The sequence below is a fragment of the Paenibacillus sp. LjRoot153 genome, assembly GCF_964253085.1.
Taxonomy (GTDB): domain Bacteria; phylum Bacillota; class Bacilli; order Paenibacillales; family NBRC-103111; genus Paenibacillus_E.
In genome coordinates, this window is sequence record NZ_CAXUQH020000001.1 from 3,198,748 (window position 1) to 3,216,925 (window position 18,178).

Below are 18,178 nucleotides of genomic sequence, written 5' to 3' on the forward strand. Positions count from 1 at the left end.
GCATGTATAAAGTATTGTTAGTTGATGATGAGCGAATTATTCTGGATGGCATCTCACGTATGGTGGATTGGTCTTCTTTACAAACGGAGCTTATAGGGACTGCGCGCAATGGTGTAGAAGCCTTTGAAAGTATACAGAAACAGGCGCCTGATATTATTATAAGTGATATTCGTATGCCTGGGATGGACGGGCTTGAGCTTGTGGCGCGTGTGCATGAAGCGTATCCGCATATTCGCTTCGTTCTGCTTTCGGGTTTTGGTGAATTCGACTATGCGAGCAGAGCGATGCAGTATGGTGTTAAGCATTATTTACTCAAGCCAACGAATGAAGGGAAGATCGGGGAAGCGCTTAAGGAAATCGTGGCTGAGCTTGAACAGGAGACAAGCAAGGAGTCGTTCGTTCGGAACATGAAAGCAGAGCTTGAGAAAGTGATGCCGCATGTGAAAGAACAATTCCTCAAGGAGTTTGTCACGAATAAGACGTATGGTAATGTGGATTGGGATTATTTCCGAAGCTTATTTAAGCTTGACTTTGATTACCAAATTCGACTTCTCTTGTTTCAGTTGGAAGAAGGATTTGAGTTTGAGTATTTGTTTGCCATCAAGAATATTGCCCAAGAAATCCTAGTTAGTCCTCTCCTCAGTACGACAATTGGGAATCATGTCTTAATTTTGCTGGAAGAATCAGATCAAATCGATCTGCTTCATGAGCGGATCTACCATATACGAGACACGTTTCAGAGTTATTATAAAAGGGATGCCACAATCGCGCTTAGTGAACCGAGCCACATTACGCAAGCTAGATCTCTGTATAAGCAATGCCTGCATCTGTTGAATTATCGCTTTTATTTGGGGGAAGGAAGTCTCATTACCCGCAAAGATACAGAGGTCACGCAGGAAGCATCGCCGAAGGAGCTGGGTTGGGACGAGGAACGTCTCAATATGTCAGTGAGATCTGGTCACCGCGAGGAAGCGGAAGCCGCTTTGCATGCCTTTATCGGGGGATTGAAAGAGGCGCAGCTTGATATTGATGTAACGAAATCGTATGTCATTCAGCAATTTGTATCCCTAGTTCGACAGTGCGCACCAGAAGAAATGAATCACTATTTTACGCAAATTCCCTTGATCGTAGAAATGAACACGCTGCAAATGATTCAGACGTTTATGGAGAATGTTGTCATAACCATGACGGAACGATTCTATGGACTGAACAAAGTGAAACATAGCGCGATTGTTCAAAAAGTGATCGATGTTATCAATACCCAGCTTGGGAACTCGGAACTCAGCTTGAATTGGGTGGCGCATGAAATGCTGTATATGAATGCAGACTATCTTGGGAAGTTATTTAAGAAGGAAACCGGAGAGAAGTTTTCCAATTTTGTCATGAAATCTAGAATTAATCGTGCCACTGAAATGATTGCAGAAGATACGGATATCAAAATTTTCGAACTCGCTGAACGACTTGGTTTCGGAGACAATCCACAATATTTTAGTCAAGTATTCAAAAAATACCGAGGATCAACCCCATCTGAATACATGAAATCGACAGAGACCTCTGCATTTTAAACAAATAGGTCTGTATTTTGGGTTAACGTTTCCTCTTTCCAACGGCATAATACGAGTAGATAGAAACCGATTACAACTTTGGGGAGGAAATTACAGATGAAAAAAGTCATGTTTACGGTCATCTCGGCCGCGCTATTACTTGCAGGTTGTGGGACAAGCGGTTCTAGCGGTTCAACAAGCACACCAAACACAGGCACTAACCCAGCAGCAAGTACAGCACCTACGACTAGTGCCAAAGCAAATCCAGTTACTTTGCGCGTTGCTTGGTGGGGCGGACAAGCACGTCATGATTATACGTTGAAAGTGATTGAGTTGTATCAGCAAAAGCACCCAAATGTGAAAATCGAGTCAGAATATGCAGCATTCGACGATTATTGGAAGAAGCTTGCACCACAGGCTGCTGCGAATGGATTACCTGACGTATTTCAAATGGACATCTCCTACCTGACACAATACGGTGGCAGAGGTCAATTGGAAGATTTGACACCATTTACAACAAACGGCGTGCTGGACGTGAAAAATATTGCTGAAAGCAATCTTTCCGGCGGCAAAGTTGACGGTAAACTCGTTGCGTTAAGCGCAGGATCCAATGCCCTGGGCGCTACCGTTGACCCGCAAATGCTGAAAGACAATGGCATTACGCCGAAGGAAGATTGGACATTCGCTGACTTGGACGCAGTTGGCGCGACGTTGAAAGCCAAAGGCAAGATGCTTGCCGGTGATCTTCGTCATGACGTGTACTTCCCATTCTATTTGAGAAGCGTTGGTCAAAAGCTATACGCGGCAGATGGCGCTAGTCTTGGCTATTCCGATGATAAAGCGTTTGTTGACTACTACACGATGTACAAAAAATGGTATGATTCTGGCTACTTATTGCCGCTAGACAAGCTGGCACAGAAAAAAGGAACGGCGGAGGACGACGAAATGGTTCTAGGCAATGCGGTTGCCACATTTGGTTGGTCCAATCAGTTCATTGGTTTCAATACAGCTGCGAAGCGATCGTTGGATGTATTGAAAACGCCAAGCTGGAGTCAAAACAAAGCGCTGTTCTTGAAACCAAGTATGTTCTGGTCTGTTGCTAAAAGCTCCAAAAACAAAGAAGAAGCAGCTAAATTCGTCGACTTCTTGATCAATGATATCGACGCGAACAAAATCATCATGGGTGAGCGCGGTGTACCGGTTTCCTCCAAAGTGAAAGAAGCTTTGATGCCGCTATTGACACCTGAACAAAAGAAAGTATTTGAGTACGTAGCATGGGCTGAGAAAAACGCTTCCCCAATGGATCCGCCAAATCCGATTGGCTCCGTTGAAGTAGAGAAACTGTTGAAAGATACTGCAGAACAAATCATGTACAAAAAAATAACGGTTCAAGAAGGCGCAGCGAAATTCCGTAAGGACGCTAACGCAATCTTGGCTAAAAACAAAAAATAAGCTTGACCCGAAAGCCTTCGCATGCAACTTTGCGGAGGCTTTTTTCATGTTCAAAAAAAGCATGTAAGGACAGTATAACCGTTATTATGACTCTGTTATTTATACAAACAGAACGGTTTTTTGCCTTCTGGCAGCGGGTCAACTCTTTTATAATAAAGATAGAGAAGAGAGGAAGCGAGGCTTCCGCTTCATAAATCGAGGTTAGGGGTTGATCACCAATGAACAAGCTGCGCTATAACGATAACCTGGTGGGGTACATATTTGCTTCCCCTTTCATTCTGGGGTTTCTCATCTTCACGCTGTATCCGATCATTTCTTCACTCTTTTATTCATTTACGGATTACAACTTGTTTGATGCACCGAATTTTATCGGCTTTGACAACTACGAAAAAATGTTTACCGCGGACGACAAGTATTGGAAATCCGTCAGTGTCACCTTTACGTACGTGTTCGCCAGTGTGCCGCTGAGACTCGCATTCGCCTTGATGGTGGCCGTACTACTTAATAAAGCTGTCTCAGGTATCGGCATTTACCGTTCCTCGTTTTACTTGCCTTCCTTGATCGGGGGCAGCGTGGCGGTCTCCATTATGTGGACGCAAGTATTCGGAGATAAAGGTTTGCTGAATTCCGCATTAGGCGTTATCGGTATTCATACGGATACGTCCTGGATCGGGAACCCGTCCACGGCGCTATGGACACTAATTGCTTTGTCCGTCTGGCAGTTCGGTTCTTCCATGCTGATCTTCCTTGCAGGACTCAAAAATATTCCGGCTTCTTATTATGAAGCGGCCAGCGTAGATGGCGCGAATAAAATTCGCCAGTTTTTCAAAATTACGCTTCCGCTGCTCAGCCCGATTATTCTCTTCAACCTGATCATGCAAACAATCTCTGCGTTCATGACCTTTACGCCAGCCTATATCATTTCACGCGGCGAAGGCGGACCGCTAGATAATACCTTGCTTTATTCTTTGTACTTATACCGCAGAGCATTCCAATTCTACGAAATGGGTTATGCGTCCGCAATGGCGTGGGTGATGCTAATTCTTGTTGGTATCATTGCACTTGTTATTTTCCAAACTTCGAAATACTGGGTTTATTACGAAAACAAAGGAGAAAAATAACATGGCATATTCGAACAACTACAAACGCTTTGGCTATCATCTCCTTTTAGTCCTATTGTCACTCGCGATGATGTACCCAATTATTTGGTTACTTGCAAGCTCTCTGAAGCCAAACAGTGAAATTTTCTCAACCGCGTACAGTTTGATTCCGAGCAAGATTGCTTGGGAAAACTTTCAAACGGGCTGGAAAGGCTTCGCAGGCAATTCGTTTGGCCGCTTTTTCCTGAACTCGTTCTATATCGTGATCCTGTCTACGATCGGGGCGGTGGTCAGTTCAGCCCTCGTTGCTTATGCTTTTGGCCGTATTCCATTTTTCGGAAGAAACTTCTGGTTCGGTTGTATGATGCTAACCATGATGCTGCCGCATGACGTTACAATCATTCCACAATACGTATTGTTTGCGAAGTTAGAATGGATAGGATCCTTTAAACCGATCATCGTGCCACAGTTCTTTGCGATCCCATTCTTTATCTTCCTGATTATGCAATTCATTCGGACGATTCCCATTGAGCTCGATGAAGCCGCTAAGATGGACGGCTGCAGTAAATACAGCATCTTTTTCCGGATTTTGGTTCCACTTATTGTTCCGGCGCTCATTACATCAACGATCTTCTCCTTCTACTGGCGCTGGGAAGATTTTATTAACCCGCTTCTTTACTTAAATAAACCGAGTATGTACCCGGTCTCCCTGGCCTTGAAGCTTTTCTTGGACGGAGAGTCAGTGAACAACTGGGGCGGCATGTTCGCAATGGCATCAGCGTCACTTGTACCGATTGTTGTCGTGTTCTTCATTTTCCAACGGTACATTGTTGAAGGGATTAGCACAAGCGGTTTGAAAGGATAGAGAATGAGAGGAGAACTTATAGACATGCCGAAACTCGTATTTGAGGAAAATGAAATCAGATCAGCAATTGACCGTGTTGTAGAGCGCACGTTTCGAATGGACTTCGGATGGGATTGGCCAGGTGGTGTCGCATTCTATGGGGTTTGTGAAGCCTATGCGGCAACAGGTAATGAATCGTATCTAACTAGGTTGAAAGCTTGGGTGGATGAAAATATGGAGGATGGCTTGCCGAAGCTTTCGGTCAATGCGGTGTCCATCGGACACTCCCTTCTTACCCTATACGAAGTGACAAATGATGAAAAATATTTAGACACTGTGAAGGAAATGGCGGAATTCCTTACGACACAAGCGGAGCGGTTTGGGGAAGACATCCTCCAGCATACCGTTAATTCCGAAACGTATAACTTTCCTGAACAAGCATGGGTAGATACCATGTTTATGGCGGGGTACTTCCTACTTCGTGTTGGTATATTGCTGAATAATGATGATTATTTCGAGCTAGGCTTGAAGCAGTATCATGGACATGAGAATGTTCTTCAGGATTCTAAGACCAACCTGTACTATCATGGATGGGACAATATCGCTCAAAATAATATGTCCGCCATCTTCTGGGCACGCGGGAACTCTTGGGCAGCGCTTACGATGGCGCGCGCACTCCATCTCGTAGAAGTCACTCATCCTTCTTTCATGCTTATTGATGGTTCATTGCGTGATCAATTAAGCGCACTTGTCCGGTTGCAGGATGAGTCTGGCTTGTGGCACACCATTCTTAATGATTCGACAGCTCCGCTGGAGACTTCCGGATCAGCCGGTATTGCCACAGCTTTACTAACGCGAGGAAGACTGTACAACAAATATACACAGAAGTCGATCGACGGTATCTTAGCTCGAATTACTGAGGAAGGCACAGTAACAGGCGTATCCGCGGGAACGGCTGTCATGAAAAACGCGGAAGGCTACAAAGGCGTGCCGGACAAACGCATCCAAGGGTGGGGCCAAGGGTTAACCTTGACGTTCCTAGCTGAGGTGTTGAATTCGAAGAAAAATAGCTTTGGGAATGGTTGTTAGAAGGCAGCAGCGCCAAACTCTAGCGGCCTCCCGCAGTGATTAGATGGAAAATCTACAGCTATTTTTACGAATAATCGTTAAAAATTAAGTTTAAATGGAAAACCTCCAGTTAATTTTGGCCATTCTCTGCGAAACGCACAGAAACGTCAAGATTAACTGGAGGTTTTCCTGTTATTTCCTAAAAACAGCGAAAAAACGAAAAAATAGATGGAGAAAATCCATCTATTTTCCAAATCAAAGCTATAAGAATCCAACAATCTACTTCTTCCGCCCATACTGTTTCCCAATGTCCACCATGCGTCGATACAGCTTGCGATTGGACATGTTCTTCAGCGGATAGAACTGGGGTCGCGTATTCACTTCTAGAATCCATGGTTTCCCTTTGGAATCGATCGCGACGTCAAGTCCCAGTTCTCTGAATCCTCGCTTGTGATTATCAAAGGCATACCCAACCGAAACACCCATCTGTTTCAAATGCGCTTCCCGCTTTTGGATTTCAGAATTGGAATAGCCTGCACCGAGCATCGTAGGTTTGAAATACCCTATCGTTCCGCCTTGATTATAATTCGTAGCTACTTTGCCTTGTCTTCCGATTTTGGCGAAGAGGCCCGTGCTGACCCATTTACCTTGATTCGTTTTCTGCACCATGACGCGAATATCGAAAGGTCTACCTTTTGTATTGGCGAGCTTAATCCCTTTCTGGAGTAAATAGGAACGCTTCCCCGCATGGCTGGACAATTTGCTGTGCAGTTTTTGCCGCGTGATATAAAAGTTTTTCGTGCGATTCAATTGGGTTTGGAAGCCTTTGGTCCTCTGCTTGATGCGGATAATGTTTGAACCGCCGGAACCATCTGTAGGTTTGAAAAAAACGGTCTTATAATCATTTAGCATCGTATGCAAATTATTTTGCGTAAAAAGCAACGTTCGAGGGACATAGTGGCGCAATTTAGGTTGCTGAAGCAGCCATTTTGTTTTACGCCATTTGCTCTTGATTGAACTGCTTTTATACGTGGGCATAGGGATTACACCTCTTTTTAGACAGCGTATGTGAGGTTCACGCTGCTTGTCAGTGCATTTACCCAGTTGACCTATCAAATTTGCTAAAGGAAAAAGCCTATTAAGTGACTTTGTTACACAGCTGTGAATTGAATCAGTTTGTGTTCATACCGGCCAAGTGTTAGCTGCCCCTCACGGTAGACAGTTCCCGTGATCGGATCCACGCCATCACGTGGAAGAGTCACGCTGCCGCCCGCACCGTCCATGTTAACCACGACCCATACCTCGCAGCCATCGCCATGTCTCGGTGCAACAATCGTACCCGCTGTCACATCGGTACGGAGGGTAACGCCAGCATCATCCGCATATCGCAGGATAAGCTGGTTTAACAGCAACTCGCCTTCCTCGCCGGTCGGCATTGAGCCAAGCATTACGATCTTGCCTTTGCCATACGCCCGCTCGGTAATGAAAGCCAGCCCTGGTGTCAGCCCCGATTCGATGGTACCAACGGCGACAGCCTCCTTCGGCTCGAAGACGGAGCTCCAAAGCGAAAGCGGGGCAGCGACGCCAAAGGCGCTGCCGATCGATCCGCTGCCGTCCATGGGGAACGTGTAGACCGTTTCCACACCGGCGAGGTGCTCCAAATCTCCGAGCGCAGCATGCGTATGCATCGTGTGTTCTTCGGTGCGGCCACCGGAGAGAGGGCCAACCACCCATACACCGCCTTCGGCAACGAAAGCAGAAGCACGCTTCATCAGATCCGATGAGATATAAGGGAGGAAAGGCGTAAATAACAGCTTGTAACCAGCTAGATCTGCACCTTCCGGCACGATGTCCCGGTGAATCCCTAGATGGAGTATCCGCTCATAGAAACTGGTTACAAGACCGCGATGATTCAGTTTTTGATGCGGTTCGGTTTTCAGAAACGCTTTGGAGCGATCGGAATAGGTCATGGCAACCTCGGCTTGCGTAGGTCGCGTCGCTAGGATCGTGGCTTCGATTTCTTTTCTAGCCTGCTCAACCTCGAGCACATTAGGGAATCCAACCGTTGGCTTGCCCCATGTGCTGATAACAGAACCGTGTGGCTGCTCGCAGCCTGCTCGCTGCTGTCTCCATAGCCAATAGCAGAAGGCTTCTGCTCCCAGTGCATATGCGGCAACGGCTTCGGCTTTGAGATAGCCGTTTGGATGCGGCTTTGCGTAGCTCGCAAGTGAGGCAGCATGGGAGGGGCTCGTTTCCATGATCCAGTAATCTCGACCGCGCTTAAAGTTCCGCCACAGATCGTTATTTAATAAGTAGTTCGCTGGATGATCGTATGTTGCATACGTATCGAACGACGCAAAATCCAACTCACGGAATAAACGTTCATTATCCACGCTGAAAGCGACACTGCTATTATGCGTAATTGGCGCGTCCGAGAATTGGCGGATAATCGCCGCTTGTTCGTCTGAGAACTGAGCGATTTTCTCCATTGAAAATAGTTGGTACATCGTACTGAGGGAAGAGTTGTGCAAGAACGGCACAGGACCAGGCTGCGGCACTTGCTCGAAGCTATGGTAGTATTCGCTCCAAATTTGCGTGCCCCACGCCTCATTCAACTTCTCAACGGTTTCGTAACGCGCTTCAAGCCATTCATGCCATTGTACAAGGCAGGTTTCACACAAACATTCGGATACATGCGCTTTGAATTCATTGTCAATCTGCCAACCGATCAGACCTGGTAAGCGTCCAATAGCCCTCGCAATATGCTCAGTAATAATGGAGGCTTTTTCTCGAAAATAAGGATGATTCGTACAAGCATGCTGACGCGATCCATGTCCCATAACTTGCAGCTGCTCATTCACATACATCCGCTCAGGATGATCGTGTGTGAACCAAATTGGCGGCGTTGGAGTCGGTGTACACATAACGGTTTCTATCCCATTTTGATGGAGGAGGTTAACCATTTGCACAAAAAATCCAAGGTCAATATTCCCCTCCGTTGGTTCCATATTAGACCAAGCAAATTCGCCGATTCGCACGACATTCATGCCTGCTTGCTTCATAAGAACGATATCTTGCTCAATGACCGATTGATCCCAAAGCTCAGGATACCAGGCCGCGCCATGATATAGCTTTTTACTCATTATCATCATCCATCCTCTTCATCTAAAAGTTAGTTTCTACTACTATAAGTGCTACCATGCATCAGGGGCAATAACACATTCTTGCTGGAAATATTAGGGGATTTCAACTGTTTTGATCGGTTTGCACTTTCTTGATACATGGTGGAATGTACAGGATGGAAGGGCTTACAAGAATGTCTGATAGGCGGTAAATCAGAGGAGTTGCATAATAGGGGTACAAACGCTCACAAGGCGATCATGACATGGAGGTGAAAAGGATGAAGCAGGCAGCTGCTCCTAACAACAGAGAGCTGGTTCAGGTGACCGAAGTGAAAGAGCTTCGCAGATCACAGGTGTGGGCAAGGTTGCGCAAGGATAAATGGATCTACGCATTGCTAACGCCGGGCTTGTTGTATTTCATTATTTTTAAATATGTGCCCATGTGGGGTGTGCTGCTTGCCTTTAAGAACTATCAGCCATTTCTAGGATTTTGGAAGAGCGACTGGGTCGGCTTAGAGCATTTCCGTGTATTTTTTCAAAATCCCGAATTTTTCATGCTTCTCCGTAATACGTTGCTGCTCTCCTTATATAATCTGGTGTTTTACTTTCCGGCACCGATTATACTTGCACTCTTACTGAATGAAATCAAGGTAAATATGTATAAAAGAACCATTCAGACCTTGATCTATGTGCCGCACTTCATATCCTTAGTGATCGTGGCCAGCTTGACCTATGTTTTCCTTACTACGGAAGGCGGACTCATCAACGAGCTTTTACAGAAATATTTCGGTTACAAAATTAATTTTTTGGCGACTCCTGAATGGTTTCGACCAATGATTATCGTCCAGACGATGTGGAAGGAATGCGGCTTTGGAACGATTATTTTCTTAGCAGCACTGGCTGGTGTTGATGTAGAGCAATACGAAGCAGCCATTATGGATGGGGCCAATCGCTGGAGACAGTTGTGGCACATTACACTGCCATCGATTCGAAGTACAATTGTTATCCTGCTTATCCTGCGGATGGGGGATATTCTAGATAATGGCTTTGAGCAAATTTTCCTCATGCTGAATCCTTTAAACAGGGATGTAGCCGAAGTATTTGATACCTATGTGTATATGATGGGGATCACACAAGGAGCGTTTAGCTATAGTACGGCTGTTGGCTTGTTTAAAGCAGTCATTGGCGTCATTCTGGTACTTGGTGCGAATTGGACGGCGAAACGGTTCGGACAATCCGGCATTTACTAATACGAATTTTATAAGTAAAGGAGGAGAGAGGTTTTGGCAAAGCAATATAAGAGCGTTTCCGGAACCATCTTCGATGTAAGTAACTATATCGTGCTGGGTGTTATTGGGATTGTTGCCATTCTGCCATTTCTCTATGTGATTGCAGGATCTTTTGCATCGGATGCAGAGTTGACGCAACGTTCGGTATTCCTCATACCAGAGACATTTACATTAACCGCCTATCGGTTTATTTTCTCAACGGATACGATTGTGAAAAGTATTGGTGTATCACTCTATGTCATGGTCGTCGGTACTTTCGTCAACCTCTTCTTCACAGTGACGATGGCTTATGCGTTATCGAAGCGGAGTTTAATGGGACGGAATACCGTGCTAAATTTGATTATTTTCTCCATGCTTTTTGGCGGAGGATTAATTCCTACCTATCTCGTTATTCGCGAGCTTCATATGCTGGATACGTTCTGGGCTTTAATGATTCCAGGTGCGATTAGTGCTTTTAACTTAATTATTGTCAAAAACTTTTTCCAAGAGCTCCCACCGGAGCTGGAGGAAGCGGCGAAAATCGATGGCTGTACAGAGCTCGGTCTTCTCTGGCGGATCGTACTGCCATTATCGATGCCTGTCCTGGCAACGTTCACGTTATTTTATGCCGTAGGCCATTGGAACAACTTCTTCTCTGCTTTGCTGTACATTAACGATCCTGCCAAATGGCCGCTGCAAGTGATGCTCAGACAGATTGTGCTGTTGTCACAGGCTGCAGCTGGAGATCTCAATTCCATGGATCCGAATTTCGTAAAACCGCCCGAGCAATCCATTAAGATGGCCGTTATCGTTGTGGGCACTATTCCAATTTTGTTTGTCTATCCGTTCCTGCAAAAGCATTTTGCTAAAGGGGTCTTGATTGGTTCGGTCAAGGGGTAACGGATTCAGATAGAGGCAAGTCCATATTCTAAAGGAGGCATGTTTAGATGAAGAAAAATGCGAAAAAATGGGTAACTGTAGCAACTGTAGGAACAGCAGTAATGACGACTATCGCTGGTTGTAGTAGTGACAAAGGCGGAACAGCAACACCTGCAGCATCCGCTTCCGCGACACAAGCGGCTGCACAGACGAAAGCTCCTGAGAACTTAGCTCCGCTTGATCTGAGTATCATGCTTCCTATTTTCAAAACGAATTTTCCGAAGGATGATGGTCCTGTTACGACCGAAATTGAGAAGAAAACGAATACGAATATTCACCTGGAGTGGGTGCCGAACGCATCCTATACGGATAAGTTCAATATTACGTTGGCTTCAGGGAAGCTGCCTCATATCATCTACGTTGGCGATGTGAAGAACCCTAGTTTCGTTAACGCTGCGAAATCGGGTGCATTCTGGGAAATTGGCAAGTATTTGAAAGATTACCCTAATCTCAGTAAAGCAAACCAAGTAATAATGAACAACTCGTCGGTTGATGGGAAAAACTACGGTATTTACCGTGGACGTGCATTGGGTCGAAATGGTATCAACTATCGCAAGGATTGGTTGGAGGCTGTTGGCTTGCAACCTCCGAAAACAATTGACGATTTCTACAATATGCTCAAAGCGTTTAAAGAAAAAGATCCTGACAAAAACGGCAAAGATGACACGTACGGCATGGTATTGGTCAAATGGACGGGGCAATGGGCAAGCAGCTTCGATATTATGAAGCTTTGGTTCGGAGCGCCGAACAAATGGGGTGTTGTGGACGGAAAGCTTGTACCTGAATTTCAAACCGCAGAGTATCTCGAAGCACTAAAGTTTATGAAGAAGCTATACGATGAGAAGCTAATCAATCAGGATTTCGCTGTGTTTGATTCAGCGAAGTGGAACGACCCAATTGCCAACAATCAAGCAGGGGTCATCGTAGACGTAACAGACAATGCCGCGCGTATGGATGATAAAATTCATGCAGCGCTTGCCAAAGATGGCAAAGATAATCCTAACATTCACTATGTAGATAATATGATTGGCGTGACTGGTAAAAATGGCTTAAAAGCACTGCCTACCTCCGGATTTGCAGGTATTCTAGCAGTTTCGAAGTCCAGTGTGAAAACAGAGGATGAGCTCAAACGCGTGTTGAAATTCTTGGATCAAATGAATGAGCCAGATCTACAAACGTTAGCTGGCTACGGTATTGAAGGCAAGCATTATACGAAGGATGGCGACGCACTTGTGGTGAGCAAGGATACTGCTCTTCTCGAATCTGAAGTTGAAGGCTTGAATCAAATGCTGCCATTTATCCCGGAGGACCGCGGCTTGAAAGTGAAGCAAACACCGCTTCGTTTGCAAACAACGAAGATTCAAAAAGAAGCAGAAGCGAACATCGTGGCTAACCCAGTTGAGCCATTCATCTCCACGGTTTACTCGCAAAAAGGCCAACAGCTGGATAACATCATCAATGATGCGCGTATTAAATTCATCGTTGGTCAAAGTGACGAAGCAGCTTTAAAAGCAGCCTTCGAAACTTGGAAGAAATCAGGCGGGGATGATTTGGTGAAGGAAATGAATGATTTGTATGCAGCTACTAAGAAATAAGCAATAAGCAGGAGTAAAGAGCACCCGAAAGGGTGCTCTTTCTGTTGGCTTAAAAGAGTTGCTTACATTCCAACGCCAAGCAAAAAGTCGGAAAAGTAATGAAACTCCACTGGAAATTAACTTCCACCCCACGCCTAATCGGTATACGCTCTAAGGTGAAGTCTTCGCTCCAAACTAAACTTTCGAACGGTTGGTGAGAGCATGTTCCGAGCAATGAAAGAAGGTCTGGCAAGAAGTTTAAGCAAAACGATCGGGGGTCAAGGTCGCTTTTACAAAAAGAGTCTGATCACGATTTTCATCGTTTCGGGTATTCCTGGACTATTGATGGGGGTGCTCGTGTATTGGATGGCAGGCGGGCGCGTGGAAAGTGAGCTTCTTCAATTGCATTATCGGCAAATCGAACAACGATCGCAAAATATCGACGACCAGTTAGGCAATCTGGAGCTGCTGCTATCCCATTGGGCATTCGATAATAAGTTTGACTATAGCTTAAACGGGTATGATTTTGTAAGGAATTTCGAACGGACTCAGGATATTACCAGAACGCTGGTCGCCATGCAGGGCTCAAATGCGATGGTGAAGCATGCAGAACTTTACGTGGGTGGAACAAGCTCCGTTCTGTTCAACCCTGAATATATGAAGATCGATGATCGTACAGCAGCTACTGCTTCCAGATATGAACCTCTCATCCACGGTCAAAATACGACCTACTGGACGCAATGGTCGTTTGACGCGAATCGTCCCGATAACAAAGATTTAACGCTCGTTCATCAAGTTCCCGGTGGAAGTTTGAAGCCGTTCGGGGTATTAGTTTTCCGTTTTGATAGCCAGAAGGTGGCCAATATGCTCAATACGCTGACGCCTTATGATGGCGGGGAGACATTCTTGATTCAGAATGCTGGAGAACTATTCGTTTCAGCGAACGGGAATACGTCGTCATCTCCATTTGTAAGCGCTCTTCGTGACAAAATTACCTCACTAGCAGGTAACGAAGGCTCCTTCTTTATGGATTGGAAAGGCACCACGTTTACGGTATCATACGGAAGTTTGGCTCGCATTGCGGAAGATTGGACCTATGTATCCGCATCACCGATTTCGAGTATCACATCACCCGTAGTTTTTATTTCCAAGTTGATTATCACGGTAAGTCTTGCAGTATTGCTGCTAGCGGCTATTCTTGCATGGCTGGCATCACGTCGCATTTATGTCCCTGTCAAAAGGCTTGTTGCGATGCTGGGCGGAGGCGTAACTCACCATGAGCATGCGGATGAATTCACATTGCTGGAGTCGAAGTGGATGAATTTGCATAACGAGAGTCTGGAGCTGAACACGAAGCTGACGGAACAACTTCCCCACCTCAAGGATAGCTTTCTGCACCAACTGCTGCAAGGATATTTGAATGCGTATTCTGAGGACGATTTACGTCATCGGATGGAGCGTTTTAAGTGGGACGTGAAGCATAAGCAATTCGTTGTCCTCTATGTCCAGTTGATTGGGATGACAAGCATGGAGGGGAACTTCCGGTTAGGTGAAGAGGGACTTGTTACTTTTGCGGCCGTGAATATGATTGACGAGCTGGCAGCTCAGTATTTTGAACAAAGTCATACCCTCAACTTTCACGATTTAACAGCAGGTATTCTTCTCATTCTGCCTGAGGATCAATCCTATACGGAAGCCTCCCAAGCATTTAGTGACGATTTGAAGCAGTCGATTAACCGTATTTTGAAAATGCGCATGACCATGGCGATAAGCCGGCCGGTGTCGTTGATTTCAGATGTCCCAATTGCATTTGAACGAGCGAAGCAAGCGGTCAGCTATCGTTACTTCGAGAATGTGAATCAGATTATCGATATGGAGCATGACAATTTTGCAGGAGATGAAGACATGGAGTTGCAATATCCGTTTACACAGGAGCGGGAGCTCATTCAAGCGTTACGGACAGGGAAAGAAGGGGAAGCGAGCGAGTTGCTGGTGTCTTTCCTGGAGGTGTTAACCTGCAAAGGAGCCAAAGAAATTGAAGTTCAGCAAGGGATGCTGCATTTGCTTGGCAATGTTCAGCACGCCATCATGGTGTCTGGGATTAATCCGAATCGCCTCTTCAAGGGTGCGAATTTATATGAACAACTTTCCCAGATTCGAGAGTCTACGAGAATTCTTGCTTGGTTTCAAGATAAAGTGCTAAGTCCCTTCATGAGGGAAATGTCAGGTCGTTCGGACGCGCAAGTGAAACGCATTATCGAACAAGCGATGATTTATTTGCAAAATAATTATAGACAAGATATTTCGCTTGATAATTGTGCGGAGCATACGGGGACGAATCCTTTTTTCCTAAGCAGGTCCTTTAAGCAAGTGACCGGCAAAAACTTTATTGATTACTTGACGGAGCTGCGCATGGATAAAGCAAAAGAGTTGCTAAGAGATTCGGAAATGCGAATCAACGATGTCGCCGATCAGGTGGGATACCAACATACGTATTTCAATCGGATTTTCAAAAAGCTGGAGGGCATGACGCCAACACGCTATCGTGAGCTCAGTCGAACATCCTAGCAATAATGTATAATGCCGCCAAAAAAGTGCAAACGGTCCGATCATAGCTTTGCAATAATGTCCGCTTGTTCGCAAGCACTCCTCTTTCTACAATAGGGCTACATGTGAAAAGGAGATGATCGCTTGGCTTCAGATCTGGCAATTAAGCTGCGTTGGTTAAACAAAGAGGCATCTAAACCTGTAGGGATAACATGGGGAATTCCTTGGCGCGAGGGCGAGCTTGGGCGGGAGGAGTCATTGTGTTTGGAAACGGATGACGGCCTTGGCGCTGTGCCAGTACAAAGCTGGCCGACCGCTTACTGGCCGGATGGCAGCGTGAAATGGTCCGCGCATGCCGCGGCAGTCCATCCCGGAACTGTCGAAGAGTTTGCCATTCGTAAAGGCATTGGCCCCGAGTATGATCACCGTATGATCGTAACGGAAACCGACGATATCATTACGCTTGATACAGGCGTCATGATTTGCACAATAGGCAAGCAGGGGAAACAATGGCTTCGCAGCATCGTTCGTGAAGGCAACGAGATATGCAGCGGCGGAGAGCTGATCGGATTGAAAGAGGAACTGAGCGAGGCGTCCGGTGTACGGATAAGCCGTGAGGAGACTTTCGAAAGCCGTGTCATACACGCTGTTGTTGAACAAGACGGTCCGATTCGGGCTGTCGTTAAACTTGACGGCAGGCTTCGCTCGACGATGGGCACTAGAGAGTGGCTGCCTTTTTCACTGCGTATGTATGTGTATGCAGGGCAGGAAACAATTAAACTTGTGCATACGTTTCATTATGATGGAAATCCCCATGAGGATTTCATTAAAGGCTTAGGCATTCGCTTCACGGTGCCAATGAGAGGGACCCACTACAATCGTCATATCCGTTTTGCAGGAGATCATGGATATTTCAGCGAATCGCCCAAAACCTTGCACACCCGTCGAACAAAAGGAAAGTATAGGGAGTTATTTGAGCGTCAAACGGCAGGCGAGTTGACTACATTTGACCCCAAAGAGGATGCGTATTTCCTTGGGCTGCTGGATGATTCGGCAACATGGGATAGCTTTAAACTCGTACAAGATTCATCCGAACATTATCGTATTTGTAAGCGGACGAAAGCTGGTTGCAGCTGGGTCAAGGTGACAGACGGCGCGCGCGCTGGCGGGCTGGGCTATGTCGGCGGTGAAGGCGGCGGCTTAGCGGTGGGGTTGCGACACTTTTGGGAGAAGCATCCATCTAGCTTGGAGGTACACGGTACAGCAACGCCTGCGGCTGCATTCACGATCTGGTTGTGGTCCCCAGACGGGACACCGATGGACCTTCGCCATTATGATACAGAAACACACGTGGAATCCTCGTATGAAGGGGCCGAAGAGTTGCGTGCTACGCCATATGGCATTGCGAATACGAGTGAATTGATGCTGTGGTGCACGAGCGAGACGCCGGATAGGGAGATTCTGCAGCACATGAAGGAGGAGACGCAAAATCCATCGCTGCTCATTTGCGAGCCTGCGTATTATCACGCGTCGGGGGCTTTTGGTTATTGGAGCTTGCCAGACCGCAGTCATAAAATGAAGGCGCAGCTGGAGAATCGGCTGGATGGCATTATTACCTTTTATCAAGATGAAGTTGAGCAACGAAAGTGGTACGGGTTCTGGGATTACGGCGATTACATGCATAGTTATGATCCAGTTAGGCATGTATGGAACTATGATTTAGGCGGCTGTGCTTGGCAAAATACAGAACTTGCGCCTAACATGTGGCTATGGGTTATGTTCCTGCGCACGGGTCGAGCGGATATCTTCCGGATGGCAGAAGCGATGACTCGGCACACAAGTGAAGTGGACCTGTACCATTTCGGCGAATATGCGGGACTTGGCTCTCGGCACAATGTTGTTCATTGGGGCTGTGGCTGTAAGGAAGCTCGGATTGGGATGGCGGGCTTACATCGGTACTTCTATTATTTGACCGCCGATGAGCGGATCGGGGATATCATGGATGAAGTGCGTGATTCGGATTTCACCACGGTGAATTTGGATCCGATGCGCGCTTACTTTCCGAAGGATGAGCATCCAACGCATATTCGTGTGGGTCCGGATTGGGCGGCGTTCAGCTCGAACTGGATGACGCGTTGGGAGCGCTATGAGGATACGTCGTATCGGGATAAAATTTTGGTGGGCATCAATTGTATTAAGAATGCCAATTATGGGCTTATCTCGGGACCAACCTATGGGTATGATCCGAAAACAGGCGTTCTCTCGCCACTTGGTGACGATAATTGGGGCAGACACTTGGCTATTTGTATGGGAGGACCACAGGTGTGGTTCGAGCTTGCCGGCATGTTGAAGGACCCTGAATGGGAAGACATGATGGCGGAGCTCGGCGTGTATTATAACCAAACGCAGGAGCAGAAGGATAAGCTGACTCACGGTCAGATCTCCACGAAACATTTCGAGCATCCTGTGCTCAGTGCAGCGATCACTGCGTATGGTGCATTTTATAAGCGGGATGATGAGACGGCTGAGAAGTGCTGGTCCATTTTGCTCGGAAGCGCGTTTGCTAAAGTTGATCTACAGCAGGAGGCTTCCATCGTTACGCACGTGGATACCTTGCAAGAGATCGATTGGATGAATACGAATGAGGCCGCACAATGGTCATTGAATACGATTATCGCACTTGAGCTTATATCGGATTGGCTTCCCCAATAGATGGATTA

General features: G+C 46.3%; 12 protein-coding genes. 10 read left to right on the plus strand and 2 right to left on the minus strand.

Going from position 1 to position 18,178, the window contains the following annotated elements; genetic code table 11:
* Positions 1 to 2: 2 nt before the first annotated feature.
* From ACSQ8P_RS13360 to ACSQ8P_RS13380, 5 genes are all read left to right on the plus strand, one after another.
* Entirely contained in the window at positions 3 to 1,565 is a 1,563-nt protein-coding gene (locus ACSQ8P_RS13360) for a response regulator transcription factor (RefSeq protein ID WP_436235637.1), read from the plus strand.
* Between the two features lie 96 nt (positions 1,566 to 1,661).
* Positions 1,662 to 2,996 carry an ABC transporter substrate-binding protein gene (locus tag ACSQ8P_RS13365; RefSeq protein WP_436235638.1) on the plus strand — a complete coding sequence of 445 codons (1,335 nt, stop codon included), beginning with the start codon at positions 1,662 to 1,664 and terminating at the stop codon, positions 2,994 to 2,996.
* A 218-nt stretch (positions 2,997 to 3,214) separates the two neighbouring features.
* The gene (locus tag ACSQ8P_RS13370) at positions 3,215 to 4,117 is read left to right on the plus strand and encodes a carbohydrate ABC transporter permease (RefSeq protein WP_436235639.1); all 903 of its coding nucleotides are present in this window, start codon (positions 3,215 to 3,217) and stop codon (positions 4,115 to 4,117) included.
* 67 nt (positions 4,118 to 4,184) lie between these two features.
* Entirely contained in the window at positions 4,185 to 4,961 is a 777-nt protein-coding gene (locus ACSQ8P_RS13375) for a carbohydrate ABC transporter permease (RefSeq protein WP_436239519.1), read from the plus strand.
* Between the two features lie 24 nt (positions 4,962 to 4,985).
* Positions 4,986 to 6,029 carry a glycoside hydrolase family 88/105 protein gene (locus ACSQ8P_RS13380; protein WP_436235640.1) on the plus strand — a complete coding sequence of 348 codons (1,044 nt, stop codon included), beginning with the start codon at positions 4,986 to 4,988 and terminating at the stop codon, positions 6,027 to 6,029.
* Positions 6,030 to 6,287: 258 nt separating this feature from the next.
* On the opposite strand, the gene ACSQ8P_RS13385 is transcribed toward ACSQ8P_RS13380, so the two are convergent.
* Together ACSQ8P_RS13385 and ACSQ8P_RS13390 are read right to left on the minus strand one after the other, a co-directional pair.
* Positions 6,288 to 7,046 (minus strand): YheC/YheD family protein, encoded by a 759-nt coding sequence (locus tag ACSQ8P_RS13385; protein ID WP_436235641.1) that lies wholly within the window; start codon positions 7,044 to 7,046, stop codon positions 6,288 to 6,290.
* 113 nt (positions 7,047 to 7,159) lie between these two features.
* Positions 7,160 to 9,151, minus strand: coding sequence for a beta-galactosidase (locus tag ACSQ8P_RS13390; protein WP_436235642.1), 1,992 nt, complete (start codon positions 9,149 to 9,151; stop codon positions 7,160 to 7,162).
* A 257-nt stretch (positions 9,152 to 9,408) separates the two neighbouring features.
* On the opposite strand from ACSQ8P_RS13390, the gene ACSQ8P_RS13395 reads away from it, so the two are divergent.
* The 5 genes from ACSQ8P_RS13395 to ACSQ8P_RS13415 all read left to right on the plus strand — a co-directional run bounded on the left by ACSQ8P_RS13395 (position 9,409) and on the right by ACSQ8P_RS13415 (position 18,170).
* Positions 9,409 to 10,380, plus strand: a complete 972-nt coding sequence (locus ACSQ8P_RS13395) for an ABC transporter permease (RefSeq protein ID WP_436235643.1) — start codon at positions 9,409 to 9,411, stop codon at positions 10,378 to 10,380.
* 33 nt (positions 10,381 to 10,413) lie between these two features.
* Positions 10,414 to 11,298 carry a carbohydrate ABC transporter permease gene (locus ACSQ8P_RS13400; protein WP_436235644.1) on the plus strand — a complete coding sequence of 295 codons (885 nt, stop codon included), beginning with the start codon at positions 10,414 to 10,416 and terminating at the stop codon, positions 11,296 to 11,298.
* 47 nt (positions 11,299 to 11,345) lie between these two features.
* The gene (locus ACSQ8P_RS13405; RefSeq protein ID WP_436235645.1) at positions 11,346 to 12,932 is read left to right on the plus strand and encodes an extracellular solute-binding protein; all 1,587 of its coding nucleotides are present in this window, start codon (positions 11,346 to 11,348) and stop codon (positions 12,930 to 12,932) included.
* 213 nt (positions 12,933 to 13,145) lie between these two features.
* The gene (locus ACSQ8P_RS13410; protein WP_436235646.1) at positions 13,146 to 15,479 is read left to right on the plus strand and encodes a helix-turn-helix domain-containing protein; all 2,334 of its coding nucleotides are present in this window, start codon (positions 13,146 to 13,148) and stop codon (positions 15,477 to 15,479) included.
* A 123-nt stretch (positions 15,480 to 15,602) separates the two neighbouring features.
* Positions 15,603 to 18,170 carry a hypothetical protein gene (locus ACSQ8P_RS13415; protein ID WP_436235647.1) on the plus strand — a complete coding sequence of 856 codons (2,568 nt, stop codon included), beginning with the start codon at positions 15,603 to 15,605 and terminating at the stop codon, positions 18,168 to 18,170.
* The last annotated feature ends 8 nt before the right edge of the window (positions 18,171 to 18,178 follow it).

Excerpts from the sequence above, each read along its gene's own strand:
- ACSQ8P_RS13375 (WP_436239519.1), top strand. The coding sequence starts at position 4,185 with ATGATGTACCCAATTATTTGGTTACTTGCAAGCTCTCTGAAGCCAAAC.
- ACSQ8P_RS13370 (WP_436235639.1), top strand. The coding sequence starts at position 3,215 with ATGAACAAGCTGCGCTATAACGATAACCTGGTGGGGTACATATTTGCT.
- ACSQ8P_RS13380 (WP_436235640.1), top strand. The coding sequence starts at position 4,986 with ATGCCGAAACTCGTATTTGAGGAAAATGAAATCAGATCAGCAATTGAC.
- ACSQ8P_RS13360 (WP_436235637.1), top strand. The coding sequence starts at position 3 with ATGTATAAAGTATTGTTAGTTGATGATGAGCGAATTATTCTGGATGGC.
- ACSQ8P_RS13395 (WP_436235643.1), top strand. The coding sequence starts at position 9,409 with ATGAAGCAGGCAGCTGCTCCTAACAACAGAGAGCTGGTTCAGGTGACC.
- ACSQ8P_RS13385 (WP_436235641.1), bottom strand. The coding sequence starts at position 7,046 with ATGCCCACGTATAAAAGCAGTTCAATCAAGAGCAAATGGCGTAAAACA.
- ACSQ8P_RS13410 (WP_436235646.1), top strand. The coding sequence starts at position 13,146 with ATGAAAGAAGGTCTGGCAAGAAGTTTAAGCAAAACGATCGGGGGTCAA.
- ACSQ8P_RS13365 (WP_436235638.1), top strand. The coding sequence starts at position 1,662 with ATGAAAAAAGTCATGTTTACGGTCATCTCGGCCGCGCTATTACTTGCA.
- ACSQ8P_RS13405 (WP_436235645.1), top strand. The coding sequence starts at position 11,346 with ATGAAGAAAAATGCGAAAAAATGGGTAACTGTAGCAACTGTAGGAACA.
- ACSQ8P_RS13390 (WP_436235642.1), bottom strand. The coding sequence starts at position 9,151 with ATGAGTAAAAAGCTATATCATGGCGCGGCCTGGTATCCTGAGCTTTGG.